Genomic DNA, 25107 nt, shown 5'->3' with positions numbered 1-25107 from the left:
TGATTTCGATTCAATTTCAGATCCCTGAAAAAACGTTTGTGCCAATTTTGAGAGGTGGAAAAACTCAATAAGTCAAAAAAGAGCTGGCACATATTACTCATTTCGAAATATAAATAGATTAGAGCCGCATTGGCTGATACATTTTTCAATAAAAACACGTCAGCTGCCTGCCGGAAACCTTCCAGAGCTTCGGAACCGTCCGACTTCTGCCTCCCGGGCCGCTGTACCTGTTGAACCTTATAATCATGGAGTGAGCTGACAATATGTGCCGTTTATTTGCGCTTACAAGTCGCGATCCGATTTCACCCATGCTGGCCATCAATGCCCTTAATACAATGAAAGAAGGTCATGACGGCTCCGGCGTTGGTCTCTGTCTCAGGGGACTGGGCGGTCGTTTTGAAGAAGAACTGCAGGGCTGTCCCATCCTTTCCGGTATTTTTACCGAAGCCGGTCTGCGTAGACTGGAACAATATACCATGGATCATGGTTTTAAGTCTCAGTACAGCATTCTGTACACCCCGGATACCGAACCGCCGGAAGGTACTCCCGTTCGCGGAACATATGCCGCTATTGCTTATAAGGTCCCCAAAGGCTGGAATGAACTGACACCTGCACAGCAGGGCCAGAAGCTGGTCGAAATGCGTCTTGAGTTGCGCAAAATGGGCGAAGAAGACGGAGACATCATGGTCTTTTCTTTCTGGCCCGATACCATCGTTGTAAAAGAAGTCGGTGACCCTCTTGAAATAGGCGAATGGCTCCAGCTCGGTGCCAACCGCAATCTGTATGCCCGCCGTATTCTGGCGCAGGGCAGGCAGAACACCAACTATGCTATCAACCTCTACGCCTGCCACCCCTTCTTTATAGAAGGTGTAGCCTCCATGACCAACGGTGAGAACACCGCGTTTATTCCCATTAAGGAATACCTGCAGTCCAGAAATGTGACCGGTTACGAAGGTTATCAGTCCGACTCCGAGGTCTTTACTCACATCGCCCATTACACCACTAAGCGTCTGGGGCTTGATATCCGTGCCTACAAGCACATCATCACCCCGCTGATGGATCATGAAATGGCCGATCATCCTGATCGTGAGTTTCTCGCGACCCTGAAGCGTTCCTGCCGTAAGATGATTATTGACGGCCCCAACTGTGTAATCGGAACCCTTGATGACGGTTCCATGTTCATGGTTCAGGACCGTAAAAAGCTTCGTCCCGGCATTGTGGGCGGTAAAGACGGCATTTACGCCTTCTCTTCCGAAGTCTGCGGAATCGACGCAGTCATTCCCGACCGCGATAAGTCAAAAGACTTCCAGCCCATGCACCTCGATACAGTAATCGTCGGACCCGACTGCAAGGAGATACAGACATGCTCACAGAAAGACCAATTACCCCGTCAACTTTAGGCGTTAAAGACCTGAACTGGCAGATCGAGTGGGACAAAGATCTTTGCACCCAGTGCGGTCGCTGCACTTCTGTCTGTCCGGTCAACGCTATTGAACTCGGTGTATTCCGCAAGCGCGAGATAATTACACCCGCAGGCCTGATGAAAAAGGCCGAAAATAAACATACCGTTTTTTACGGCATCCGCCAGAAGACCGACCCTGCCTACGCTTGTATCGGCTGTTCCATGTGCAACATGGTCTGTCCCAACAACGCTATCGGTCCCAAACGCGAAGAAGGTTCCACCACCCAGAAATTCCACAATGACCGCGGCGGTAACCCCCGCACCCGTGGTGGACGCCGCAACTCCGGTGAATCTCTGCTGGACCAGATTAAGTTCATGCGTATTTCCATGCTTACCGACCCCGCACTTGATGCAGGTCGCCATGAGTTCCGCCTGAATACCTTGCTCGGTCGCGTGCTTTCCCCGGAAGACAGCTTAAAAGCTTATCAGGAAAACGGCTGGAAACCCCCGGTTCGTGAAATCTATCCGCTGGTTATCGGTGGCATGTCCTTCGGTGCCATGTCTCCCAACATGTGGGAAGGTTTGCAGATGGGTGTTGCATACCTGAACGAAGAGCTGAACATGCCTGTGCGTATTTCCACAGGTGAGGGTGGTTGCCCTCCCAGACTGCTCCGTTCCCGCTTCCTTAAATATGTAATTCTCCAGATCGCATCCGGTTACTTCGGCTGGGATGAAATCATCCACGCCATTCCCGAGATGAAGGTCGACCCCTGCGCAATCGAGATCAAATACGGTCAGGGCGCGAAGCCCGGTGATGGCGGACTGCTGATGTGGTACAAGGTAAACAAGCTCATTGCTGCTATTCGCGGTGTTCCCGAGCGCGTCAGCCTGCCCAGCCCTCCGACTCACCAGACCCAGTATTCCATTGAGGAATCGGTTGCAAAGATGATCCAGTCCATGAGTATGGCCTGGGGATTCAGGGTTCCGGTCTACCCCAAAATTTCCGCCTCCTCTACATCGCTGGCGGTTCTCAACAACCTTACCCGTAACCCTTATGCCGCAGGTCTGGCCATTGATGGTGAAGACGGCGGTACCGGTGCAGCATACAACGTTTCCATGAACCACATGGGACACCCCATCGCCAGCAACCTGCGCGATTGCTACAACGCACTGGTCACAACCGGTAAGCAGAACGAGCTGCCCCTCATTGCGGGTGGTGGTATCGGTAAATCCGGTAACCTCGCAGCCAACGCTGCTGCCCTCATCATGCTCGGCGCAAGTGCCGTTCAGGTTGGTAAATACGTCATGCAGGCCGGTGCAGGCTGCCTCGGTTCTGAAAAAGATCGCTGCAACGTTTGTAACATCGGCGTATGTCCCAAGGGTATTACTTCTCAGGATCCCAGACTTTACCGTCGCCTTGATCCTGAAAAGGTAGCTGAAAGGGTTGTTGACTTCTATCTGAGCTTTGACACTGAAATCAAAAAGATTATCGCCCCTCTGGGCCGCTCCACATCACTGCCCATCGGCATGTCGGATGCGCTTGGTATCAGTGACCGTGATGCTGCTGACAGACTCGGCATCAAGTACGTGGTTTAACAACAGCTCACGATTTACGGAGATTTAAAATGGCAACAGAAAAAATATGCATCAGCGGTCTTGAAGAAGGCGCCCGTATTGAATCCCGCATCCTTGAGGAACGGATTCAGAAAGCGGTTGCCGATGGAGCCCGCAAGCTTGAAATAGACGCCATGGGCCAGCACGGTATTGGCGGACGACTCTGGATTTCCAAGGAAGAACCCATTGAAATCGATGTTATCGGCACGTCCGGTCAGCGTCTCGGTTCCAAGGGCTTCCCCGGCACAACAATCAATGTTCACGGTTCGGTTTCCGATGACGTAGGTTGGCTAAATGCCGGTGCTGAAATCATTGTCCACGGCAATGCTTCCAACGGCGCATGTAACGCCATGGCTCAGGGTAAGGTTATCATCAACGGTGACATCGGTGCCCGTGGTATGACCATGACCAAAACCAACCCGCGTTTCGATGAACCGGAACTTTGGATTCTCGGTGGTGTTGGTGACTATTTTGCTGAGTTCATGGCCGGTGGTACCGCTGTAGTCTGTGGTTACGAAGCACAAAATCCTGAAAATGTCCTCGCTTTCCGTCCATGCGTAGGTATGGTTGGCGGCCGCATTTTCGTCCGCGGACCCCACGGCGAGTTCTCCACTGCCGATGCTATCCTTGAGCCCATCACTGATGCGGACTGGGAATGGCTTTGCAGTAACCTGAAAGAGAACCTTGCTAAAATTGGTCGTGAAGATCTTTATGAGACCCTGACCGAACGTAAGGAATGGCAGCTCATTCGTGCCAAGTCTCCCTTTGAGAAGACTGGTCGCAAGCGTCGCTCTATGTCTGAGTTTCGTTCACAGGTATGGGACGGCGAACTTGGGCAGGGCGGTCTTATCGGTGATCTTACCGACCTCGATCGTTCACCCATCCCGCTGATCACCCACGGCGACTTGCGCCGCTTTGTTCCGGTCTGGGAAAACCGCAAATATCAGGCTCCCTGTCAGTCCTCCTGTCCTACCGGAATGCCGGTTCAGAAACGCTGGCAGCTGGTCCGTGACGGCCTTGTTGACGAAGCCGTGGACCTTGCTCTCGCATATACTCCTTTCCCCGCAACTGTTTGCGGTTACCTCTGTCCCAACCTCTGTATGGACGGTTGTACCCGCGGCGTGAAGGACATGCTTTCAGTTGATATCACCAAGCTCGGTCGTGACGGCGTGAAGAGCCCGGCCCCTGAATTGCCGCCTCTTTCGGGTAAGAAAGTCGCGGTTATCGGTGGTGGACCAGCAGGTATCTCCGTTGCATGGCAGATTCGTCGCAAAGGTCATGAAGCAGTTGTATATGATATGGCTGAGAAACTCGGCGGTAAGATCACTTCTGCTATTCCTTCCAGCCGTATTCCCAAGGAAGTTCTGGATGCTGAACTTGAGCGCGTAGCCAAGGTTATCCCCCACGTTCACATGCAGAAGAAGCTGACAGCTGACGATTTCGCCGAACTGCGCCAGAACAGCGACGCAGTGGTGCTCGCTATCGGTGCCCAGAAGCCGCGCATCATTCCGATTCCCGGTCATGAGCGCATCACCCCCGCACTTGATTTCCTCAAGAATGCTATGAAGGGCAAGGCTGAAGTTGGCGAAAAAGTGGTCATCATCGGTGCTGGTAACGTTGGTTGTGACGTTGCTACTGAATGTGCCCGCCTTGGCGCCAAAGACATTCTGCTCATTGATATTCAGAAGCCCGCCGCTTTCGGTAAAGAACGTGAAGAAGCAGAGCACGTAGGTGCTAAATTCCGTTATCCCTGTTTCACTAAGGAAGTTACCGAGGAAGGCGTGGTTCTTAAATCCGGCGAAGTGCTTCCGGCTGATACTGTGATCATGTCCATCGGTGATACCCCGGATATTGAATTCCTGCCTGATACCATCGCTCTTGACCGTGGTCACATTGTAGTCAACGAAGATTACCAGACCACCGAGCCCGGTGTTTACGCCATCGGTGATGCTGTTCGTCCCGGCCTGCTGACCCACGCTATCGGTCACGGTCGTGAGACAGCTGAGACTCTCGATGAAATCTTTACCGGCAAGCGTCCTCACGCTGAGCCTAAAGACGTTATCGATTACAGCCGCATGACCCTTGAATACTTTGATCCGCGTCTGACCCACTTTAAAGATGTTCAGGAATGTGCTCAGGAGTGTTCTTCCTGCGGTTCCTGCCGTGATTGCGGTCTTTGTGAAACCGTCTGCCCGCAGGCGGCGATTTCCCGTAAGGGCGGGGAAGGCAAGGATTTTGAGATGGTTTGCGATTCTGAAAAATGTATTGGCTGCGGTTTCTGTGCCAATGTGTGCCCCTGCGGTATCTGGAATGTCGTAGAGAACAGCCCCATGGGATAATATAAAGTCTTAAAGAATGGGAGATCCGGGCGGTCCGGTGATCCTGTATGGATTCTAAGATGGAAGCGGCTACCGGAAAATCCGGTAGCCGCTTTTATATTATGTACTTCTTAAAATCTTTCTGGCTCCTAAAACAATGGAGCGATTTCAAATTCCATTTTTTCTTTGGTCTTGGGATGCTCGAAACATAAGTATCCGGCATGCAGCTTGAGCTGTCCGGGTTCAGTTCCGGAGCCGTAAAGTCTGTCACCTACGATGGGGCAGCCGAGTCCTTGCGGATGTGCGGAATGAACTCTCAATTGATGAGTCCGTCCTGTCAGCGGAGTGAATTCCACGCGAGTCATACCATTTTCAACTCCCAGCTTGCGCCAGTGAGTGATGCCCAGTTTACCGTGAATCGGGTCGTAGACCTGATAAGGACGGTTGTAGGGATCAAGGCGGAAAGCCATTTCAATAACTCCGCTGTCTTCCTTAACAATGCCTTCCAATAAGGCTTCATATCTCTTTTTTACTTGCCTTTTCTGGAACTGTTCCATCAGCTCTCGCACTGCCCGTGCGGTCAATCCCAGAACCAGCAATCCGGATGTGTCCATATCCAGACGGTGCACAGCAGGGAATTTGCGGCATTCCGGGAACATTTTCTGAACACGGGTAACAACGCAATCCTGATTCTCAGGGCCACGACCGGGAACGGAAAGAAGTCCACTTGGTTTGTTGACTACCACTATTTTGCGGTCAGCATAGACTATGTCGAGAAGTTTTTCGTCGCTCATCAGCTTTAAGTCCATTTTTTTAGACAAAGTTTAGTTATCAGTATTTGTAATGGAAGAGTGGAGATACTGCAAATAGGTTTAAATGTGAAGAAATAAGTTATTTGCCGTTCATTTAGAATTGTAAACTGTCTTGAGTGTAAATGTTCGACTTTTATTCGCCCTATAAGTTATTTTCAAGAATGAAAATAGCGTTTTTCAGGCTTATGGGAAAATAACTGAGTATATCCTACTGTGGTGACGGGTTATAGACTGAGTTGAACCCTGATTCAGTGTTGAATTGAGGGTAAAAAATAGTGTTACGAACTTGAAATAGTTATGCATATGTCAAAAAAGTGGTTGTGAAAAAAATATCTATAAACAATATGAAGGGTTAAGGGGTGTTTTGTACAAAATTTCACAAATAGCTTATTTTTTTGATTGCATAATCAAACTGAGAGGTCTATTACTTGATCAACGGATCAAGAACAGGTCCTCTTAGAAAAAATGGCCGGACAAAATTCCCGGACGTTTTCATAAAGGTTAAAAAATAATTTTCATAAATAAGGTTTCAAATCTTTAACTTCCACCTCCAAGGTGGGACGGGTAATAAGAGATGAAAAAAATGAGCGTACTTTTTCTTTTACTCCTGGTGATCGTGGCTGCTGCAGCAACATCCGAAACTCTGGATTTCAAATCCAAAGACGTAACCACCGTTGCTGAAGCTCGTGTGTCCGGTGCTGACACCAAAGCTGTTGTAAAAGGACACATTGTAAGAAAGATCAACGACAATAAATACGTATTTCAGGACAAGACCGGTGAAATCATCATCGACCTCAGCCCGAAAGCAGGATCCCTCCCTGCTGACGTTAATGCTGAGATCGAGATTGAAGGCAGGGTCGAGCAGGACCTCGTCTTCGCCGGAATCGAAGCCCAGAAAATATCCGTTATCAACTAAAACGGACCTCACAGGAATAATAATTCCGAACCAGAAAGGTCGCTAATCCGACTCTCTTGAATCTGAATTGTCAGCAGTTTTCAAAGCCGCGTCTGAGGACGCGGCCTTTCTGTTTTTAAGGCCCCGAAGCTGAGTTTTTACTTGGTTTCGGGGCTGTTTTTTATGGTGTGCTTTGGGGGAGTTTTAAAGCTTAGGGCTGCTATTCTCAAAAAAGGAATCATTGCACTAAGGTTGTACGCTATGGTTTCCAATAGATGATCTGAGGCTGATGACCTGTAAATTATCTGAAATACGGGCTGCACAGCTCATTAATGGTGCTTATGATTTTATCCTTGGATACTGGCTTAGTCAGGAAAGAGTCGCAGCCTGCTTCCAGTATCTTGTGTTTCGCTTCAGTAAGGGCGTGGGCGGTAAGGGCAACAATTATGCTCGGCTTTCGCTCGGCGCGGTTTTCCCAGTCCCTTATTTTTCTGGTGCACTCATAGCCGTCCATGATCGGCATTTCAATGTCCATGAATATCAGGTCAAAGCTATGTGTACTGGCCTGCCCGAAACCTTCTTCACCATTATGGGCTATTCTGAGGTTATGGGGCATATCTTTAAAGAATAGCTGGATCAACATGCAGTTGGCCTTGTTGTCTTCCACCAGTAGAATGTCGAGAGGACGAATTCTACCCGGAGGCTGAATCGGGATCGGCTGCTGTTGCTGATTTGTTTTGCTAAGGGCTTTCTTGGCCGCATTTTCAAGGGAGTGCATGTCCAGCGGGGCCAGCAGAACACTTCCGTGGAACTCCTTAATATAATCCTGTCCGACTGTGGTGATCAGGATAATTTTTTCTTCATCAACATTCATCGCGCGTAACTCATCCAGAGTCCGCTGACGTTTCCAACCGTGGATGTTACCACGGACAATGATAAGGTCGTACGGAGTGTTTGACTTTCGGCTGTTTTCAATAAAACTGCGCCCTTCCTCCATGCTCTGCGCCTTGCTTATCCGTTTGGTCCTTGTGCTTATCCGAATTGCAAGTGCCTGACGTGAGTAATCCTGATCGTTGATAATCAAGATAGATTTGCCGCGTAGAGGGGAATTGGAGATGGAAACCCGGGGGTCTTTTTCAAAGGGGAGTTCCATATGCACGGTGGTTCCGAAACCCTTACGGCTTTCAAGCCAGATTTTTCCACCCATTGCTTCGCACAGTGATTTGCAGATGGAAAGGCCGAGTCCGGTTCCGCCGTATTTGCGGGTTGTAGAGGAATCGGCTTGTGTGAAGCGGTCAAAGATAGAGTCCAGTTTGTCATCCTCTATACCGATACCGCTATCCTTGACTGCAAAATGGATTTTCAGCGACCCGCCGTTGTCAGCCATATCCGGCTGAACAAGAGAGGTCTCCACGACAACGAAGCCTCTTTCCGTAAATTTGATGGCGTTGCCTATGAGATTGACAAAAATCTGTTGCAGTCTTGAAGGGTCGCCCATGAGCTGTACCGGGACATCTCTGTTGATGTTGTACGCCAACTCCAGACCTTTGCCATGTCCTGCATGTGCGGTAACTTTGAAGGCCTTACCGATGATCCTGTCAAGGTTGAGGTCTCGTTTTTCAAAAGCAACTTCACCGGCTTCAATTTTGCTAAGGTCGAGAATTTCGTTGATTAAATGAAGCAGGGATTCCCCTGATTCCTGTAGGATTTCCACAAATCTTCGTTGTTCATCATCCAGATGTGAGTCGGCAAGAATTTCTGCCATGCCGAGAATTGCGTTCATCGGGGTGCGTATCTCATGGCTCATGGCTGCCAGAAACTGGGACTTGGCCCGGGTTCCTTTAGCTGCTTCAACTGCCATTGCTTCAGATTTGGCAATGGCTTTGACCAACAGTTGGTTGGCGGATTCAAGCTCATGAGTGCGTTCTTGAACGTTTACTTCCAGATTTTTGTATAGGCTCTCCAGATTGCGGCTCATGTGGTTGAAGTTAAGAGCCAGTATCCCGATTTCATCCATGCGGGAACCGACATCTACAGTGACAAATTTACGGCGGGCAATCTTCCTGGTGTTATTGGCCAGCATTCGGAGCGGAGAGATCAGGATGCGTTGAAAAAAAGCATCCAGCGCAATAATGGTGCAAAGCATACAAGCTGTGAAGAGAATGGTCAGGCTGATTGTGTTTTCACGGATTTCATCCCTTACCTGATCCAGCTTCATGCCTATTTCAACTCTTCCTATATGCTCCTGTCCGTTTATAATCGGCTTGGATACGATTAGTACGTCATCTCCATATGAAGGGGTGTTTTTTGATATGTGGGACTTGGATACAATGTTACCAGACTGAAGGATGGGATTGCCTTCACGGTTGTATATTTCGCAGAAAGCAACCTGTGGAGATTGTTCAATGGAAAGGGCAAGGTCTTCTATGAGGAAGAAGCTGAAACGGGGCAGATATTCAGCGCAGGAACGTGCTGCAAGGGAGGCTATCCGGTTCCCGTGTTCAAAGAGGCTGTCTTCAAGCAGTCTTTTTTGGGAGTCGACAATATAATAGCCCAGCATAAAAAAGAAGAGCAGCAGGATAAGGCCGGTGCCTATTGATATTTTGAACCGTAAGCTGTCCTTCATTCCAGTACAATAGTCATGCTTTTAGTTGATTTTAGTATGGACCGCAGTCTTTTATTTGAGATTTTCCCGGTATTGAACCTTGATCTCGCCGTTTATGATTTTGTTTCTGATATCGTCGATTGTTTTCAGTACAGAATTGGGGATTTTGTCTCGAGTGTATTTCATTTCACTCAGTCCCACTCCATTTTGCTTTAAGCCGTAGCTTGTGGGACCGGATTTGAACTCTCCCAGCATAACTGCCTTCAATTCATTGTAGGCCGCGACATCAAGCTTTTTAATCATACTGGTCAAAACAAAGCCTTTAGCCAGTGAATCCTGATCCGAATCAACACCGATGGCATATCTTCCACTGCGTCTGGCTGCTTCAATTATACCGTTTCCGGTAAGTCCGGCAACAGTGAAAACAACGTCCGCTCCGGTTCTGTACTGACCCATGGCAACATTGTAGCCCTTGGCAGGAGCATTGAATCCGGAAAAGTCGCCCAGCGGAGTCAGGTAGGCCACTTCAACTTTAATATCTGGGACAGCGTACTTTGCCCCGTCCACATAGCCTTGTTCAAATTTTTGGACCGGTGGAACCGGGGTTGCACCGATGAATCCGATTTTGCCGGTCTTGCTGGTCAGTGCAGCTAAAGCTCCGGCCAGAAAGGAGCCTTCTCCCTGCTCGAAGAAGACCGAGGAAACGTTTTCCATTCCAGCTAAAGGAACTTCGCTGATGATGAATTTTTTGTTCGGATATTTCGGGGCTGTCTTTTTTACCAGCTCCGCATGTTGCGCTCCCACAAGGATCAGGATGTCAGACTGTTCTATGAGGTTCGTGAAATCTTCTATTCTGGATTCGCCGTCTACTTCCGGCTCAAGAATGATTAATTTGAAATTAAACTCCTGCTGAGCTCTGCGGATTCCACCATAAGACATGTCATTAAATGAAAGGTCGCCAAGACCAGAAGCTCCGGTAACGAAACCTACTACAGGCTGGTCTGCCAAAGCGGTTCCGATTGTAAATAATAAGAATAAAATTGTGACAAAAACTGTTTTCATAATTACCCCGGAGTAATGAAAGCGATGAATCTCAGCAATGAACATGCCTGTAAGGAAGATCTTTTTTACTAGAATATCTTCTATAAAACATAACTTAATATAAAAGTGTAATTTATAAAAGGTTATTTCCACAAGTTCAGGATATGTCTTATCATTGAAGAAACCCCGGCAAATTTAAAAATTTGCCGGGGTTGAAAATGTATTGACGATGATCAGATCAATTCTTTTGTTTTAAAAGTGAGCCGGGAGTAAAAACTATAAGGGATTTCCAATTGATTCTCCCCCCGCTTTGGGCAAGCCCTACTCCGGCGAAGATTACTAATGAGGCCAGCATTTGTGTGAAGTTAAGGGTTTCACCCAATAGGAACCATCCGAAGAAAGCAGCTATGGCCGGTACAAGGTTGATGAAAGCTGAGGCTTTCCCCGCAGGCAGGCGGCTCATTCCTACATTATAAAGCCCAAAGGCTCCAAGGGTGACGAAAGCCCCAAGATATCCGGCTATCAAAATGACATTCAGCGGGTCCGGTCCGAGACCGTCCCGGATTAGCAGGTACATTCCGGGTAGAAAAAAGATGCATCCGGCACTGTTTTGGACTGCGGTCAAAGTCCACGGGCCGTAGCTGGCGGAGAGTCTTTTGACCAACAGCATATACCCTGCAGCGCAGATCATGGCGAGAAGTTCCAGCATATTGCCAAGTGCCGGGTTGGATCCATTACCGGAGGGACTTCCGCTTAAAGTCAATACAGCAACTCCGAGCATGGAGAGAGCCAGCCCAAGCCATCCGGCAAGGGTTGTTTTTTCTTTGAAAAAGAATCCGGCTCCCGCTGAAACCATCAACGGTAGAGAGGCTGATATCAATCCGGCCTGTGTCGCGGTTGTGAAAGTCAGGGCATAAGATTCTGAAAGAAAATAAAGGCAGGGCATGAATAGAGCCATAATGGCGAGTGCAAATCTATCCTTCCCTTTCTTGACCGGGGCTGCCAGACGCGAAATGAATGGTGTAAGTGCGAGGGTGGCAATCCCTGTGCGCATCCACATCACTGCCCATGGATTTAAATTTCCCACAAGATGTTTCATTGCTGCAAAAGAACTTCCCCAGAGCAGAACTGCTGCCAATATAGAAAATACTGGAATTATAGTTGTGTTCGACTTGCTTGTACTCATAGTTGTCTCCTTAAAGAGAAAGTAGCTGCTTGTATAATTCCGGTCTTGGAAAAAATTGCTCATGGGTAATGGTGAAAAAATAATGGAAATGATGATTTGAATGTGTAGGTGTTCTCTTGTAGCAAAAAGGAGGCTATGCATATGGTTTTTGTTGAATGGAAAGATAAATATAGCCTTGAAAATGAGCATATAGATAAGCAACATAAATTCTTGATACAGATGCTTAATGATCTGGCTGAAGCCGGTCCCGGAGATAAAGAGAGTGCGGCTTGTACATGCTTGAGTCGTATGGAGAAATACGCGCAGGAACATTTTCAAGATGAAGAGAAGCTTATGCGCGATAACGGCTATCTTCATCTTGATGAGCATATTAAAGAGCATGAAGGATTTATCCAGCAATTAGAAGATTATAAAGAAGCTGTCTTTACTAAATACGTGCCTTTTCAGGATATGCTGGAATATTTGAATAATTGGTTGGTTGGGCATATTCTTGAGAGTGATCGTAAATATGCCCTTTATATACGCGGAGATTAAATATTCGTGTATTGCGAGGGAGTTGCGCCCGTATATCGACGAAAAGTGTTGGTGAAGTGGCTCTGATCTGAGAAACCGCTTTGCAGGGCTGTTTCGGCAAAGGACATTCCTGAGCGCAGCAGCCTTTTGGCGTGTTCAATGCGTAACTGCAAGTGATAACTGTGGGGCGGAAGTCCTGTTGTTTTTCTGAATACCCGCAGCAGATGGTAGCGGGAAAGTCCGGTGGCCTGCGAAAGTTCTTCAAGTGAAACCTTTTCCGAGAGGTTCTCGTTGAGGTATTCGCGGGCTTTCTTTACGGCTACGGGTTCTTTCGTTTGCGGTACCTTGGATTGCGCATCGCAGTGACGTGTCAAAAGGGCCGCCGCAGCACGGGCAAGAGCGGTATCCAAGGCCAGCCTGCTTTTTACTGTTGATGCTGCGTAGTTGAGTTCGGTCAGGGTTCCGGTAGTCAACTTATCTTCGGTCACAACAGATCTGAATTCCGGCAATCCTTCTACTTCGTTCAGGTCGCGCAGGGCTTTTTCAAATAACCGGTTGTCAAAACTGAATACACGGTAAGTGAGCCTTGTATCGGAGTCGGTAATTACGCCGGAATGGACAAGTCCGGGATTGAAGAGGGCGATTTCTCCTCCACGCACAAAGGAACTGCCTGAACCCGGCTGGCGGCAATAGCAACCGCCTGCCTCCATAACCCCTACTGAATGGAATCCGTGGGTATGGTTCGGGAAGGAGTGGTTGGAATTAATGACTTCCTGAATTTCGAGGCCCTCAATTGATTCGGGGCGAAGATATCTGATTATCCCTTTGTTCATAGATCGCACCGCTTGACCGGAAGAGTTGCATAAACGTTAATGGAAAACAAGCTAGACAGCATGCGGCCGGCGGTCTTGTAAAATATTGCTCTCTTTGGTTACTTGTTGTTTTTTCTTTTAACACCATGATCTTTCAAGCCTTGGACAATGTCATCGAACCGATCTAAGGCATTACCCATGATCTTGATTTCCTTTCCATTACGGGGGTGTATTCGGATTCCCCATTCTTCCTGATGGCGGAGCATGAGGCCGGTAGCAACCGCTTGCATGGTAGTTCCGAAGATTAACAGCAGGCTGGATAGTTTGCCGCTGAGCCGGGTTCTATAATTTCTGAAGTATTCAATTTCATCCCATTTGATGAGTTCATCTTTTCCCATTTTGATAACATGGAGTCCCTGATCGGTAATTCTGTAGCAGAGATCACTGTATTTCAGGGCGGTGAGCAGGAGTACCGACCAGATGGCGGCCATCAGCCACATGGCTCCGGTCAACCAGATCCAGCCCTTGGATATGCTTAAGACGCTTCCTCCGGCATCCATTTCCCATACAATGGGGAAGGGCAGCAGGAAGAACATGGGAGTAAGGATCAATCCCATAATATCAGGGCCTATTACCGTGGCTCCGCGTGGATAGTGAATTTCGTCAGTTTCATATTGGCGCTGTGGAATAAAGAAGTAGATGGCTAAGCCAATCATTATTAACCCCGGTCCATGATAGAAATAAGGATGCTTGAATTGCTCCGGCAGACTGTAGATATCTCCGGCATGACTGGCGTAGATGCGCAGCCATTTTTGACCGTTGCCTATGGAGACAAAAACGGCTTGTTCGGGGTAATGGGATATTTCATTGAAGGGCGGTTCGTCAGGTTTGAATATATATTGTTTGTGCTTGGAACCGTACGATCTTTCTTCCAGTTGCGGCGTGTCTTCAGGGTTAGTCATGGATTTTGCCAGTTCAAACCAGTCCGGATCAGTGACGGTTATTTTTGGTCCTTTAATGACGGTCCCTTCGTAGGGACTGACAATCAGCAGTTTGCCTCCCGGCCAGAGCATGAGGTATCCGCCCAGACAAAGCAGGAAAAGTGCGGACGCTCTTCTGAAAATTTCAATCATTGCAAACTCACGTTTGTTAAACGGTTTCAGCTGAAAAAATATAACATGTATATCTTGCGTGGAAAATGCATTTTGTATCTAATTGGAGTCTGAAGGTAGCTAGAATGGGCAGGACTGTTTTTACTGAAAAGGCGATCGAAGTTATCAAGGCCATTCCGGAAGGAAAGGTTTGTTCTTACGGTAAGATTGCGGCTTTGGCAGGTAATCCCCGTGCAGCAAGGCAGATTGTGCGCATTCTGCATAGCAGCGGGAAAAAGGAAAATCTTCCTTGGCAGCGGGTGGTAAACCGTGAAGGGCGCATCTCCCTGAAAAAAGGGCAAGGTTATGAAAGGCAGCGTGAATTATTGGAACGCGAAGGTGTTGAATTCGATTTTGATGGGCAGATTGATTTTGAAGTTTATCTCTGGGTGCCCGAGCAATTAATTCTCGGTGATGAAAGATAGAAGCTGGAGAAGTATATGAGTGATTTTTTCGTACCTGAACTGAAGATGAATGATGGTAATTCAATTCCTGCACTGGGATTCGGTACTTACAAACTCAATGGCTCCGCCGGGGTCGAGACTATGGTCAATGCCATCCGCAGCGGATACCGCCTGCTTGATTCCGCTTTTAAGTATGAAAATGAAGGTGCAGTTGGCGAAGCCATCCGCCGCAGCGGGGTTGCCCGTGAAGATTTGTTGGTGACCTCCAAGGTTCCCGGTTTGCGTCATCGCTACAATGAAGCTCTATATTCTGTAGAAGAGTCTTTGTATCGTGCAGGTTTGGACTATTACGATTTCTATCTTATCCATTGGCCCAATCCCAGTCAGGATTTGTACGTGGAAGCATGGCAGGCGCTTATTGAAGCACGTAAACGTGGGCTTGTCCGTTCAATCGGTTGCAGCAATTTTCTGCCTGAACATATGCAGCGGCTTATGGATGAAACCGGGGTGGTTCCGGCTGTGAACCAAGTTGAGCTGTATCCTTATTTTATCCAGCAGGAACAGCGCGACTGGCATGAGCAGCATGGGATTATCACCCAGTCGTGGAGTCCGCTTGGACGCGACAGTTCTGCAATGCAGGAAGCTGTAATTAAGGCTATCGGTGATAAGTATGAAAAAAGCGCGGCACAGGTGATCCTGCGCTGGCACGTGCAATTGGGGGCTGTCCCCATTCCAAAGGCCACATCTCCGGCACGGCAGCTCGAAAATATTAATATCTTTGATTTTGAATTGTCAGCTGACGATATGGCAACCATCAGTGCATTTGATAGACCCGATGGCAGGCGCAAGGATCAACATCCGGCGTACTATGAAGAGTATTAACGAAAAACGGCCCGGAATATTGCATTCCGGGCCGTTTCTTTTGATTTGTCTGTTTCTTACTCAGCTTTCAAGTCTTCCACAATTTTCTGCATTTCAGAGACCTGTACGGCAAGGGATTCAAGTGCTGTGCTGAATTCCCGCGCACTGTCTGTTGTTTCGGCAGTGATTCTGCTGATCTCTTCAATCGATCCGTTAATTTCTTCGGAGGTGGCTGATTGTTCTTCAGCTGCGGTGGCAATGCTTTGAATCTGGACCGCGCTTTCTTCTGCTCCGCATACAATTTCTTGCAAAACAGAGCCGGATTTTTCCGAGAAATCATTGGCTTCTTCAATATGCTGATAAACAGTTCCCATTGAACGGATATTCTCACCGGCAACGCGCTGGATGGCATTGATGGAATCAGAAACCTCTCCGGTGGCAGTCATGGTTTTTTCTGCCAGCTTGCGGACTTCATCGGCTACTACTGCAAATCCGCGTCCGGCTTCACCTGCACGGGCCGCTTCAATGGCGGCGTTAAGGGCCAGCAGGTTGGTCTGGTCGGCAATGTCGGTGATCACTCCGATAATTGCTTCGGTTCCTTTGGCCTGCTTATCCAGCTCTTCCATGTTTACCTTGAGGTTGTTAACCTCGGAAACAGTCTGCCCCAGAGCAGTCTTGGATTTATCCACGACTTCAGCTCCATTTCGGGCTTTTTCCTGTGACTCGGTGCTTTCCCCGGCTGCGTCTGCTGCGTTGCGGGCGATTTCCAGTACTGTGGCATTCATCTCTTCCATTGCTGTGGCGGTGGAGGTGATGCGGTCGCTCTGGATTTCTGCTCCGTTAAGCAATTGATTGGATTGTACAGACATCTGTTCGGAAGCGGAAACTACCCGTTCAAGGATGAGTTCAACCCGTTCTGCTGCATGGCGCAGGCCATCGGTGCGGGCAATGTCCGCTTTGGCGCGTGCCTTTTCAGCTTCGGCAGTTGCTTCACGTGCCTTGGCGGATTCATCCTCGGCTTTGCGCGTTTCGTCTTCCGCCTTGAGAATGGTGTTCTTGAGCTCAACTACCATTGCCCGCAGGGAATCTGCCATGTGTCCGATTTCATCTTTCTGATCAATGTTGAGCTCGGCATCGAGATCACCGTCAGCAACTTTGGCAGTGTATGCAGCGGTTCTGATGATCGGTTTACTGATCACACTGGCAAGCATGAAAAGGACTGCCAGCAGGATGGCGATAGCTATACCGCTGATGATCAGGCTGTTCTGGGCTATGGCATTGGCCTGTGCTTCAACTTTGTCCATGGGGATAACAAGTGCAATGGACCATGGGAAAGAAGTCTTACCTACTTTGATAGGAGCATAGGTGATGTATTGTCTTTCCCCGTTTTCGGATTCGGTTACGTAAGAGTAAGCTCTACCTCTTTCGATGGCATTAAGGGTTTCCCTTTTGTGCTCGTAGTCGATCACATCGCCAAGGTTTTTTGCCTGCAATTCGGAATCCGGGTGGGCTACAATGTTACCTTTGTTGGTTACAAGATATGCATATCCGGTCTCAAGAGGTTTGATTTTAAGAATGGTATCCTGAAGGTCATTTAAATAAAAATCTACACCAACGACCCCGATGTTTTGCCCATTCTTTTTAACCGGAATCCCGGTGGAAGAGACCCAGTATGTTTTACCTTTAACTGTCCAAGGGTAAGGTTCAGTAATTGTTTCCACATTGCCGGACATGGGATTTTGAAACCAACCCACGTTGGAAACGTCTTTATTGCCAACAAATAGTTCCGCAATCTGTCCGTTATCGCGATGGTACCAGTTACGGTAGGCTCCTTTGTATTTGCCCATGTAGTCGTCTTCCCGTCCGTCATAAACATCAGGGGGGAAGGCACACCATGATCCGGCAAGACCGGGATGCCGTTCAAGAACGCCAACCAGTACTGAGTCGAGATACTCGCGGTCCGGGATCACACTGTAGTTGGCACCTTCTTCAAACATGATGCCCAGTGCTCTTGTTACGGTCAGGGCTTTACCCATTGTTTCGGAAATTTCATTACCGAATCCCTTGGCAATATGATCAGCAGCTTCGCTTGCCTGTTTCACAGCCATTTTCTTGGCCTGATTGGTCATGACCAATGTGCTTGTGGCAAGAATGAGTGCCACAATGCAGAACGTTGGCAAAATAATTTTAGTCTTCAGACTCCAGTTTTTGAAACTCATTAAAAATCCCCCTTTCTTTGCGACATTGTCGGCGTGTTTAGGACAATCTTGTCGTGTTTTTATTCAGTAATTACAGTGTCTTATTCAGTTATACAGGGGTTGTTTCGGCAATCTTTAAGAAAATGTAAAGGGGGAAACGAAAGAATTGTAAAAAAGATTTAATTATCAAAATCAGAGTCGAATCAAAAAGAAAGGCCGTATCAGTTGATACGGCCTTTTGTTCTTATTATGGCAGTCTTTTTCTATTCGTCTTTCAGGTCTTCCACGATTTTTTGCATTTCAGATACCTGTTCGGCCAGCGACTCAAGAGCCAAAGCGAATTCACGGGCTCCATTCGCTGTTTCAGCAGTGATACGGCTGATTTCTTCTATGGAGCTGTTAATTTCTTCAGATGTTGCGGACTGCTCTTCAGCAGCTGTTGCGATGCTTTGAATCTGGACCGCACTTTCTTCTGCTCCGGTTACGATTTCCTTTAAGACTCCGCCGGAGCTTTCCGAGAATTCATTTGCTTCCTCAATGCGGGTGTAGACTGTTTCCATAGAGCGGATGTTTTCCCCGGCTACACGTTGAATAGCGTTAATGGAAGTGGAAACTTCTCCAGTGGCGGTCATTGTTTTTTCAGCCAGTTTACGGACTTCATCTGCAACGACCGCGAAACCTCGTCCGGCCTCGCCGGCACGGGCCGCTTCAATTGCAGCGTTGAGAGCCAGCAGGTTGGTCTGGTCGGCAATATCGGTAATTACACCGACAATGGTCTCGGTTCCCTTGGCCTGTTTGCCAAGTTCTTCCATGTTGTCTTTGAGGTTGTTAACCTCGGTTACAGTCTGGGTCAGTGCTCTCTTGGATTTCTCAACAACTGAAGCACCGTCTTTTGCCTTTATCTGCGCATCATTACTTGCTTCAGCCGCATCACTGGCGTTACGGGCGATCTCCAGCACTGTCGCATTCATTTCTTCCATAGCTGTTGCAGTGGATGAAATGCGGTCACTTTGGATTTCAGAACCTTGCAGCATTTCATTAGACTGTACGGACATCTGTTCGGAAGCGGAAACTACCCGCTCAAGGACCTGTTCAACTCTGTCAGCTGCGTGATGGAGCCCTTCGGTGCGGGCCATATCCGCTTTGGCCCGGGCTTTTTCCGCTTCAGCTGTTGCTTCGCGAGCTTTTGCAGATTCTTCTTCCGCTTTGCGGGTTTCATCTTCTGCTTTAAGGATGGTCTTCTTGAGTTCTCCGACCATGGTCCGCAGTGAATCAGCCATACGTCCGATTTCGTCTTTCTGGTTGATTTCCAGCGCGGCATCGAGATCGCCTTCAGATACTTTGTTAGTGTACCCTGCGGTCTTGAGGATCGGCTTACTGATAACTCCGGCCAGTACAAAGAGAATAGCCAGCAGAATAAGAATGGCCAGAACACTGACCATGATACTGTTCTTGGCAATGGCATTTGCCTGTGCCTCAACCTTGTCCATGGGGATAACCAGTGCGATGGACCATGGGAAAGAAGTCTTACCTACTTTGATCGGAGCATAGGTTATGTATTCCATCTTGCCTGAGTTTGATTCTGCGACATAGGAATAGGCTCTACCGTTGTTGATTGCATCCAGAATTTTGCTTTGTTGTTCACCTTTGAGAATGTCGGTTATGTTTTTAGCCTGCAGCTCCGAATCGGGGTGAGCAACTATGGTTCCCTTATTTGTGACCAGGAATGCATAGCCGGTTTCAAAAGGTTTGATTTTAAGCACCGTATCGAGAAGGTCGTTAAGGTAAAAGTCTACACCGACAATACCTATGTTACGTCCATTTCTCTTTACCGGGTATCCGGTGGAACAAAGCCAGAAAGTCTTTCCGGCCACTTCCCACGGATATGGTTCAGAAAGGGTTTCCACATTACCGGACATGGGGTTTTCAAACCATGCTTGCCCTTCAAGGTTTTCTTCTCCCACATATGAAGCGGATATGGAGCCTCCGTCACGGTAGTACCAGTTACGGTATGCTCCTTTGTATTTATCGCGGTATTCTTCTTCCCGGTTATCGTAGCTGGTTTTGGCGGGAAATGTGCACCATGCGCCGGAAAGGCCGGGGTGCTTTTTCAGGGTGTGTATGAGTACGGAGTCGAGGAATTCACGGTCAGGGATGACTTTATAGTTCGCGCCTTCTTCAAACATGGCGGCCAGAGTTCGGGTTACGGTAAGAGCTTTTCCCAGTGTTTCGGAAATTTCATTACCGTATCCTTTTGCCTCTGTGTCAGCGCCTTTACTGGCCTGCTGCACAGCTAAGCTTCTGGCCTGATCAGTCATCACCCATGTGCTGGCGGTAAGGATAATAGCCACAACGCAGAAAGTGGGTATGATAATTTTGTTTTTTAGGCTCCAGTCCTTGAAATTCATGCAATTCCTCCCTCGATGAAGATGACAGTTATATTCCTGAAAAGCTTATTGCTTTTAGTGGTTGTAGTGCGACAACCTGAGGCTAAGCTTAGCTTAATATATAACATTAATTTTGGTGGGAATGTAAAGAAAAAGCGACAATTGTGGCCTGAATGCTCATTCAGTACAGTTGAGGGAACAAAAAAAGGCTGCACCAAATGATGCAGCCTTTACGTGAACATTAAACTGTAAAAAAAACAGTAAATATATTCCGGTTTACTATCCTTTTTTTACAATGGATGTCTTCAGCATCATTGCGCCGAAACCGGGAATTTTACAGGAAATGTCATGTACACCGTCTTCAGGTTCAACCAGACGGATGTTTTTGACTTTGGTTCCTTTTTTGATGGAAGAAGATGCGCCTTTAACTTTCAGGTCCTGAATAACGATGACAGTATCACCGTCTACGAGGACGTTACCGTTTGCGTCTTTATAAACTTTTTCCGCAACGTCTTCAGCCTGAAATTCATGGTTGCATTCAGGGCAGATAAGGGCGGTTCCATCGGAATATACATATTCAGAATTACACTGCGGGCAATTAGGTAAATTTTCCATTATGTTTTAACTCTTTGTTTATCCCTCTTGAGGAGGGGGTTGCAGGTGCCGATATGTTGCCGGCATTATGATTAACAGTCGCAAGGGATCAGTAGCTATTATCACCTTATTTATCAAGTTGCGAATTGAGGTAACAAGGGATGCAGCATCTAGAAGCTGAGACTTATACCGACCCCAACTTCACGGCCTTTCTCTTTGGCCGGAGTTCTATGCCTGTTTTCTATCATGGTGTCTTCGCGTTCAGAAATAAATCCTGCACTTATTCCATTTGAGATCTCAACATCATCGTAAGGTTTTGCCAGTGTATCTAATCTGGTTTTAGCATCTAAATTTTCAGTGGCGCATTCTTCTTTGACGGTTAGGTCTTTGTCGTTTTTTTTCTCGCCAGCCTGAGCTTGAATTGAAGTTGCAGATAAAATTAAAACTGCCAGTAAGGTTATAATTATTTTATACATTTTGCTGCTCTTTAAAAAAGTCTGTTTAAATGAAGCTTTTAATAAGCGTGGCCTGTTGCTTTTGCGGAACAGAACTCTATGAATCAAGAAATATATATCAATGATGAATAGTCAATTATTGAATCAAGGGAATTAAAACAGAAAAAGCCACCAATCTTAAGATTGATGGCTTCTCCGCGAAAAGTGGCGGAGCCGACGAGACTCGAACTCGCGGCCTCCGGCGTGACAGGCCGGCGTTATAACCAGCTTAACTACGGCTCCGCATATATATTAAACGTGTTAAGCAACGTTTAAATTCTGAGGTGGTAGGCGGAACAGGGCTCGAACCTGTGACCCTCGGCTTGTAAGGCCGATGCTCTCCCAACTGAGCTATCCGCCCTCCAGTGAGGAACCAGTGCTAAAAAAGCTTCCCGCAGTTGTCAATAGATAATTCTCATAACAAAGAATTAATTTTTGAATGCGTTCAATTTTAATATAGGCTATAATGGTTATAGATGAGGTGTTTGTTGTGATCGAATCAGATATATCTGTGTGTGTTTTATGAGAAATATCAATGAGATGAAGTCAAGGGGCCGACTGCTGATTATGATTATGGTTGGGATTGTGACTGTTGTGTCGACCATTACATTGTTTAGTTATGGTTGGAATACGTATCGTGGCCAGAGTAATCAACTTTTGGAGAAATTAATCAGTCAGAAAGAGTTGATTGAAGCTGTCGGCCGTTTTGACATGGAGCATAGCAAGGATGCGCATACCGGGGGAAACGTTTCTGCGACGTTGAGCCAAATTTTTGATGCCTTAAGTCGAGCCCATTTTTTGGGGAGTAGTGAGCTTGTTTTGGGAGAGCAGCGGGGAGGAAAGATTGTTTTTTTGATGGCGCGGCATGCGCGTGACATGACTGGCGAATTATTGGGAAGTGATCGTTACCGACTTAATGTCAAAGAATTTGCTGTAGCTATTGACAGTCAACTGGCTGAACCCATGCGATTAGCCCTTTCGGGTAAGACAGGTACATTAACCGGGGAAGATTATCGTGGGGTTCTTGTTGTGGCGGCCTACACCCCCGTCAATATTGGGGGAAATAGATTTGGTTTTGTTGCCAAGGTAGACCTGCGGGAGATGGTGCGTCCGATTTGGCAGACCTCTCTTGGTATTGTGATTTTGGCCGGAGTGCTTATTGGCTGGGGAGCTTGGCGTTTTCTACGTTTAGTCAATCCAGTCATCAGTAAGTTGGAAGATGAAATCCGTGCTAACGAGGCGATGATTGCAACTTCTCCTAGTGGGATAATTGTTATTGAAGATGACGGACAGGTTGTTCAGTTCAATACTGTAGCTTCTCAGCTATTTGGTTATTCGAAAGATGAGGTTGTTGGGCAAAATGTCAAGATTCTTATGCCCCCCAATATTGCTTCTCGGCATAACTCTTTTATAAAGCGTCATTTGGATACCGGAGAAAGACGAGTTATAGGAGTTGGGCGTGAAGTGGAAGGTCAGCGTAAGGATGGCAGTTTGTTCCCACTTCATTTGGCCATAGGTAAGATGGAATTCCAGCAACGAGTTAGGTTTATAGGTATTCTTACCGATATTAGTGCGTTGAAGACCGCCGAAGAGGGACTGCGTCAGAAGCATCGAGCTGTTGAAGAGAGTCCGGTTGGCGTAATTATTATGGATCTCGATGGTCGTATTGAATATCTTAATCCTGCCTCTTTGCGGATTCATGGTTATCATGCCGCTGTTGAATTGGAAGGCAAATATTTTAATGTGTTCGAGAGTTCCGAAATACCGACAGATGCCTACTCCAACATGTGGGCACAGCTTAAGGCAGGTGAGTCTTGGAAGGGGGAATTGCAGAATAAGCGCCAAGATGGCTCTCTTGTTTGGGTGCGTCAGCATTTTTGTCCTATCCGAATGGAAGACGGCAGTATTAAGCATTATCTCTCGATTCAAGAAGATGTTACCGAATTTCGGGAGCACCGGAGCATACTTGAGCAAACAGTACGTGAGCGTACTGCAGAGTTAGAAAAAGCAAAAGATGCTGCCGAGGAGGGGGCAAGAGTCAAAGCCGCATTTACTGCTAATATGAGTCATGAAATTCGTACTCCTATAAATGCTATTCTCGGGTTTGCCGAAGTTGTTATGCAAGATAGCGATCTTTCGTCGCAAACCGCAGGGCATGTCGGGACAATATTAAGTTCAGCAAAGTCATTGTTGGGAATAATTAATGATATCCTGGATGTCTCCAAAATGGAGTCTGGTAAATTTGCTTTGGAAATAGTGTGTTTTCATCTTCCTAATGCTCTGGCTGATGCTTTGCGTACACTGGAACACCGGGCTGATGAGAAGAGTTTAAAGCTTGCTCTGGACTATGATGTGAATTTGTCAACTCGATTTATGGGTGATCCTACACGTTTACGGCAGGTTGTTTTGAACTTGGCAGGTAATGCCGTGAAATTTACCGAGCATGGCAGTATTACTATTGGTGTTGAGGTGGGGGATGCCCCTGAAATACTGCACTTCTTTGTTTCCGACACAGGTATTGGTATGACTGAGAAACAGGTGGCCAAGGTTTTTGATTCGTTTTCTCAGGCGGATGAGAGCACAACTCGCCGGTTCGGTGGTACTGGGTTAGGGACTACTATTTCTAAGCAGATTGTTGAAATGATGGATGGAGAGATATGGGTGGAAAGTCAGTTGGGTAAGGGGTCAGTTTTTCATTTTACGGTCCGAATGCCTGAAGCAGATGAAGGTGGACAGTGTCTTTTTGAAGATGGGCTTTCTTTGTTTGATGATTATGTTTCCCCCCGTTTATTCCATATACTTTTAGCAGAAGATATTGAAGCTAACGCTTCTTTGGCTATTTTACGTCTCGAGCAGCAGGGACATGTTGTGAAATGGGTGGAGAATGGGCAGGAGGCCGTAGATGAACTTCTTGCCAATGAGTATGATTTGGTTTTGATGGATGTAATGATGCCGGAGATGGATGGTCTTGAGGCTACCCGGCAGATTAGGAAGAGGGAACATGTGTCTGGTGAGCATGTACCTGTTTTGGCTTTGACTGCCAGTGTTATGCGGGAGGATCATGTCAAATGCATTGATTCCGGTATGGACGGAGTCGAGGCTAAACCCGTTGATTTTAGAAGTTTGTTTATTTCTATGGAAAAGGCCGTTCCTGAAGGGAAGGGGCGTCCAAACTTGAGTCGGGTTATTGGTGTGGGGTCCCCGGATGAAATTGATTTTACTCCAGTTGATGGTTCTATAGATCATGAAAAGGCTCTTAAGACATGGCGGGATTCTGATGCATTTGCCAAGGCGTTATGTAATTTTGCTGAAGTTAGGGCAGATGATGCACAGGAGATAGCGACTCTTCTTGAGGAGTATCCTGAAGACGGTGAACCTGCCCGTAGAGTCGCACATGCTTTGAAGGGGCTTGCCGGGAATCTTTCTATTGATCGGGTTGCTGAGTTAGCCAAGGAAGTTGATCGCCATCTTAAGGTAGGAGATCGTGCCTCAGCTCAAGCCTTATTGGGTAGGCTTGATGATTCTTTGAAAGAAGTTGTTTCCATAATTGGGAATTTGGTCCTGCCGGAAAAAGGAAGCAAGGAAGTTGTAAAGAGTTTTAATGCAGATGAGATCCGTCTTTTGATGGAAGAGTTGCTTCTGGTTCTTGATGAATTAAATCCTGATGCCGTAGAGCCTGTATTGTCCTCACTAGCAAAATATGTCGGGAGTAGGAAGTTATCTTCGATTCAGAGGGATATTGATATTTTTGATTTTGAAAAAGCAAAAGAAAAAGTAAAAATTATGGCTAGTGAGTTAGGTATTGAAATGGAGTTATAGT

The 25107-nt window shown here is 47.2% G+C and carries 18 protein-coding genes and 2 tRNA genes; 8 read left to right on the top strand and 12 right to left on the bottom strand.

Features of this window, described 5'->3' with window-relative positions; translation table 11 throughout:
- Positions 1-263: 263 nt before the first annotated feature.
- Genes DESAL_RS16705 through DESAL_RS16695 form a run of 3 tightly spaced genes read left to right on the top strand, consistent with a single transcriptional unit; the run spans position 264 to position 5355 of the window.
- Positions 264-1400 (top strand): class II glutamine amidotransferase domain-containing protein, encoded by a 1137-nt coding sequence (locus tag DESAL_RS16705; RefSeq protein WP_015853147.1) that lies wholly within the window; start codon positions 264-266, stop codon positions 1398-1400.
- Positions 1364-2998, top strand: coding sequence for a glutamate synthase-related protein (locus DESAL_RS16700; protein ID WP_015853146.1), 1635 nt, complete (start codon positions 1364-1366; stop codon positions 2996-2998). The genes DESAL_RS16705 and DESAL_RS16700 overlap by 37 nt, the downstream gene beginning before the upstream one ends.
- A 29-nt stretch (positions 2999-3027) precedes the next feature.
- A complete protein-coding gene (locus DESAL_RS16695) occupies positions 3028-5355 on the top strand; it encodes an FAD-dependent oxidoreductase (protein ID WP_015853145.1) in 2328 nt (775 codons plus the stop codon).
- A gap of 128 nt (positions 5356-5483) precedes the next feature.
- Here DESAL_RS16695 and DESAL_RS16690 read toward each other — a convergent pair whose 3' ends face one another.
- Positions 5484-6128, bottom strand: a complete 645-nt coding sequence (locus DESAL_RS16690) for an RluA family pseudouridine synthase (protein ID WP_015853144.1) — start codon at positions 6126-6128, stop codon at positions 5484-5486.
- A gap of 601 nt (positions 6129-6729) precedes the next feature.
- On the opposite strand from DESAL_RS16690, the gene DESAL_RS16685 reads away from it, so the two are divergent.
- Positions 6730-7062, top strand: a complete 333-nt coding sequence (locus DESAL_RS16685; protein WP_015853143.1) for a NirD/YgiW/YdeI family stress tolerance protein — start codon at positions 6730-6732, stop codon at positions 7060-7062.
- Positions 7063-7342: 280 nt separating this feature from the next.
- Here DESAL_RS16685 and DESAL_RS16680 read toward each other — a convergent pair whose 3' ends face one another.
- The 3 genes from DESAL_RS16680 to DESAL_RS16670 form a co-directional block, all read right to left on the bottom strand.
- Positions 7343-9667 carry an ATP-binding protein gene (locus DESAL_RS16680; protein ID WP_015853142.1) on the bottom strand — a complete coding sequence of 775 codons (2325 nt, stop codon included), beginning with the start codon at positions 9665-9667 and terminating at the stop codon, positions 7343-7345.
- Positions 9668-9718: 51 nt separating this feature from the next.
- Positions 9719-10708, bottom strand: a complete 990-nt coding sequence (locus DESAL_RS16675) for a BMP family lipoprotein (RefSeq protein WP_041721975.1) — start codon at positions 10706-10708, stop codon at positions 9719-9721.
- A 217-nt stretch (positions 10709-10925) separates the two neighbouring features.
- The gene (locus DESAL_RS16670) at positions 10926-11873 is read right to left on the bottom strand and encodes a DMT family transporter (protein ID WP_015853140.1); all 948 of its coding nucleotides are present in this window, start codon (positions 11871-11873) and stop codon (positions 10926-10928) included.
- Between the two features lie 141 nt (positions 11874-12014).
- On the opposite strand from DESAL_RS16670, the gene DESAL_RS16665 reads away from it, so the two are divergent.
- Positions 12015-12407: a bacteriohemerythrin gene (locus tag DESAL_RS16665; protein WP_015853139.1), complete on the top strand. Its 393-nt coding sequence runs from the start codon at positions 12015-12017 to the stop codon at positions 12405-12407.
- Here the strand turns inward: DESAL_RS16665 and DESAL_RS16660 are convergent.
- Both DESAL_RS16660 and DESAL_RS16655 read right to left on the bottom strand, forming a co-directional pair.
- Positions 12404-13219: an AraC family transcriptional regulator gene (locus tag DESAL_RS16660; protein ID WP_015853138.1), complete on the bottom strand. Its 816-nt coding sequence runs from the start codon at positions 13217-13219 to the stop codon at positions 12404-12406. The two genes, DESAL_RS16665 and DESAL_RS16660, sit on opposite strands and share 4 nt — an antisense overlap.
- Positions 13220-13317: 98 nt before the next feature.
- A complete protein-coding gene (locus tag DESAL_RS16655; RefSeq protein ID WP_015853137.1) occupies positions 13318-14331 on the bottom strand; it encodes a hypothetical protein in 1014 nt (337 codons plus the stop codon).
- 104 nt (positions 14332-14435) lie between these two features.
- Here DESAL_RS16655 and DESAL_RS16650 point away from each other — a divergent pair, with 104 nt between their 5' ends.
- Both DESAL_RS16650 and DESAL_RS16645 read left to right on the top strand, forming a co-directional pair.
- Complete coding sequence (locus DESAL_RS16650; protein ID WP_015853136.1) at positions 14436-14774, top strand: MGMT family protein; 339 nt, start codon at positions 14436-14438, stop codon at positions 14772-14774.
- Between the two features lie 15 nt (positions 14775-14789).
- Positions 14790-15635, top strand: a complete 846-nt coding sequence (locus DESAL_RS16645; protein ID WP_015853135.1) for an aldo/keto reductase — start codon at positions 14790-14792, stop codon at positions 15633-15635.
- A gap of 56 nt (positions 15636-15691) precedes the next feature.
- On the opposite strand, the gene DESAL_RS19880 is transcribed toward DESAL_RS16645, so the two are convergent.
- The 6 genes from DESAL_RS19880 to DESAL_RS16615 all read right to left on the bottom strand — a co-directional run bounded on the left by DESAL_RS19880 (position 15692) and on the right by DESAL_RS16615 (position 21648).
- Positions 15692-17833, bottom strand: coding sequence for a methyl-accepting chemotaxis protein (locus tag DESAL_RS19880; protein WP_015853134.1), 2142 nt, complete (start codon positions 17831-17833; stop codon positions 15692-15694).
- A 242-nt stretch (positions 17834-18075) separates the two neighbouring features.
- Entirely contained in the window at positions 18076-20220 is a 2145-nt protein-coding gene (locus DESAL_RS16635; protein WP_015853133.1) for a methyl-accepting chemotaxis protein, read from the bottom strand.
- 258 nt (positions 20221-20478) lie between these two features.
- Positions 20479-20814, bottom strand: coding sequence for a zinc ribbon domain-containing protein YjdM (locus tag DESAL_RS16630; protein WP_015853132.1), 336 nt, complete (start codon positions 20812-20814; stop codon positions 20479-20481).
- Positions 20815-20963: 149 nt separating this feature from the next.
- Positions 20964-21269: a hypothetical protein gene (locus DESAL_RS16625; RefSeq protein ID WP_015853131.1), complete on the bottom strand. Its 306-nt coding sequence runs from the start codon at positions 21267-21269 to the stop codon at positions 20964-20966.
- Positions 21270-21453: 184 nt separating this feature from the next.
- Positions 21454-21530: transfer RNA gene (locus DESAL_RS16620), tRNA-Asp, on the bottom strand.
- Between the two features lie 42 nt (positions 21531-21572).
- Positions 21573-21648 (bottom strand) — tRNA-Val (locus DESAL_RS16615).
- A 161-nt stretch (positions 21649-21809) separates the two neighbouring features.
- Between DESAL_RS16615 and DESAL_RS16610 the strand changes: the two genes are divergently transcribed.
- Complete coding sequence (locus tag DESAL_RS16610) at positions 21810-25106, top strand: PAS domain S-box protein (protein ID WP_081434613.1); 3297 nt, start codon at positions 21810-21812, stop codon at positions 25104-25106.
- Position 25107 lies beyond the last annotated feature (1 nt).

This window comes from Maridesulfovibrio salexigens DSM 2638, from assembly GCF_000023445.1.
Taxonomy (GTDB): Bacteria; Desulfobacterota; Desulfovibrionia; order Desulfovibrionales; family Desulfovibrionaceae; genus Maridesulfovibrio; species Maridesulfovibrio salexigens.
This window is presented reverse-complemented; position numbering and strand designations above follow the sequence as displayed.

What these genes read in the sequence shown, in the direction of transcription:
- DESAL_RS16705 (WP_015853147.1), top strand. Translation starts at nt 264, where the DNA reads ATGTGCCGTTTATTTGCGCTTACAAGTCGCGATCCGATTTCACCCATG.
- DESAL_RS16700 (WP_015853146.1), top strand. Translation starts at nt 1,364, where the DNA reads ATGCTCACAGAAAGACCAATTACCCCGTCAACTTTAGGCGTTAAAGAC.
- DESAL_RS16695 (WP_015853145.1), top strand. Translation starts at nt 3,028, where the DNA reads ATGGCAACAGAAAAAATATGCATCAGCGGTCTTGAAGAAGGCGCCCGT.
- DESAL_RS16690 (WP_015853144.1), bottom strand. Translation starts at nt 6,128, where the DNA reads ATGAGCGACGAAAAACTTCTCGACATAGTCTATGCTGACCGCAAAATA.
- DESAL_RS16685 (WP_015853143.1), top strand. Translation starts at nt 6,730, where the DNA reads ATGAGCGTACTTTTTCTTTTACTCCTGGTGATCGTGGCTGCTGCAGCA.
- DESAL_RS16680 (WP_015853142.1), bottom strand. Translation starts at nt 9,667, where the DNA reads ATGAAGGACAGCTTACGGTTCAAAATATCAATAGGCACCGGCCTTATC.
- DESAL_RS16675 (WP_041721975.1), bottom strand. Translation starts at nt 10,708, where the DNA reads ATGAAAACAGTTTTTGTCACAATTTTATTCTTATTATTTACAATCGGA.
- DESAL_RS16670 (WP_015853140.1), bottom strand. Translation starts at nt 11,873, where the DNA reads ATGAGTACAAGCAAGTCGAACACAACTATAATTCCAGTATTTTCTATA.
- DESAL_RS16665 (WP_015853139.1), top strand. Translation starts at nt 12,015, where the DNA reads ATGGTTTTTGTTGAATGGAAAGATAAATATAGCCTTGAAAATGAGCAT.
- DESAL_RS16660 (WP_015853138.1), bottom strand. Translation starts at nt 13,219, where the DNA reads ATGAACAAAGGGATAATCAGATATCTTCGCCCCGAATCAATTGAGGGC.
- DESAL_RS16655 (WP_015853137.1), bottom strand. Translation starts at nt 14,331, where the DNA reads ATGATTGAAATTTTCAGAAGAGCGTCCGCACTTTTCCTGCTTTGTCTG.
- DESAL_RS16650 (WP_015853136.1), top strand. Translation starts at nt 14,436, where the DNA reads ATGGGCAGGACTGTTTTTACTGAAAAGGCGATCGAAGTTATCAAGGCC.
- DESAL_RS16645 (WP_015853135.1), top strand. Translation starts at nt 14,790, where the DNA reads ATGAGTGATTTTTTCGTACCTGAACTGAAGATGAATGATGGTAATTCA.
- DESAL_RS19880 (WP_015853134.1), bottom strand. Translation starts at nt 17,833, where the DNA reads ATGAGTTTCAAAAACTGGAGTCTGAAGACTAAAATTATTTTGCCAACG.
- DESAL_RS16635 (WP_015853133.1), bottom strand. Translation starts at nt 20,220, where the DNA reads ATGAATTTCAAGGACTGGAGCCTAAAAAACAAAATTATCATACCCACT.
- DESAL_RS16630 (WP_015853132.1), bottom strand. Translation starts at nt 20,814, where the DNA reads ATGGAAAATTTACCTAATTGCCCGCAGTGTAATTCTGAATATGTATAT.
- DESAL_RS16625 (WP_015853131.1), bottom strand. Translation starts at nt 21,269, where the DNA reads ATGTATAAAATAATTATAACCTTACTGGCAGTTTTAATTTTATCTGCA.
- DESAL_RS16610 (WP_081434613.1), top strand. Translation starts at nt 21,810, where the DNA reads ATGAGAAATATCAATGAGATGAAGTCAAGGGGCCGACTGCTGATTATG.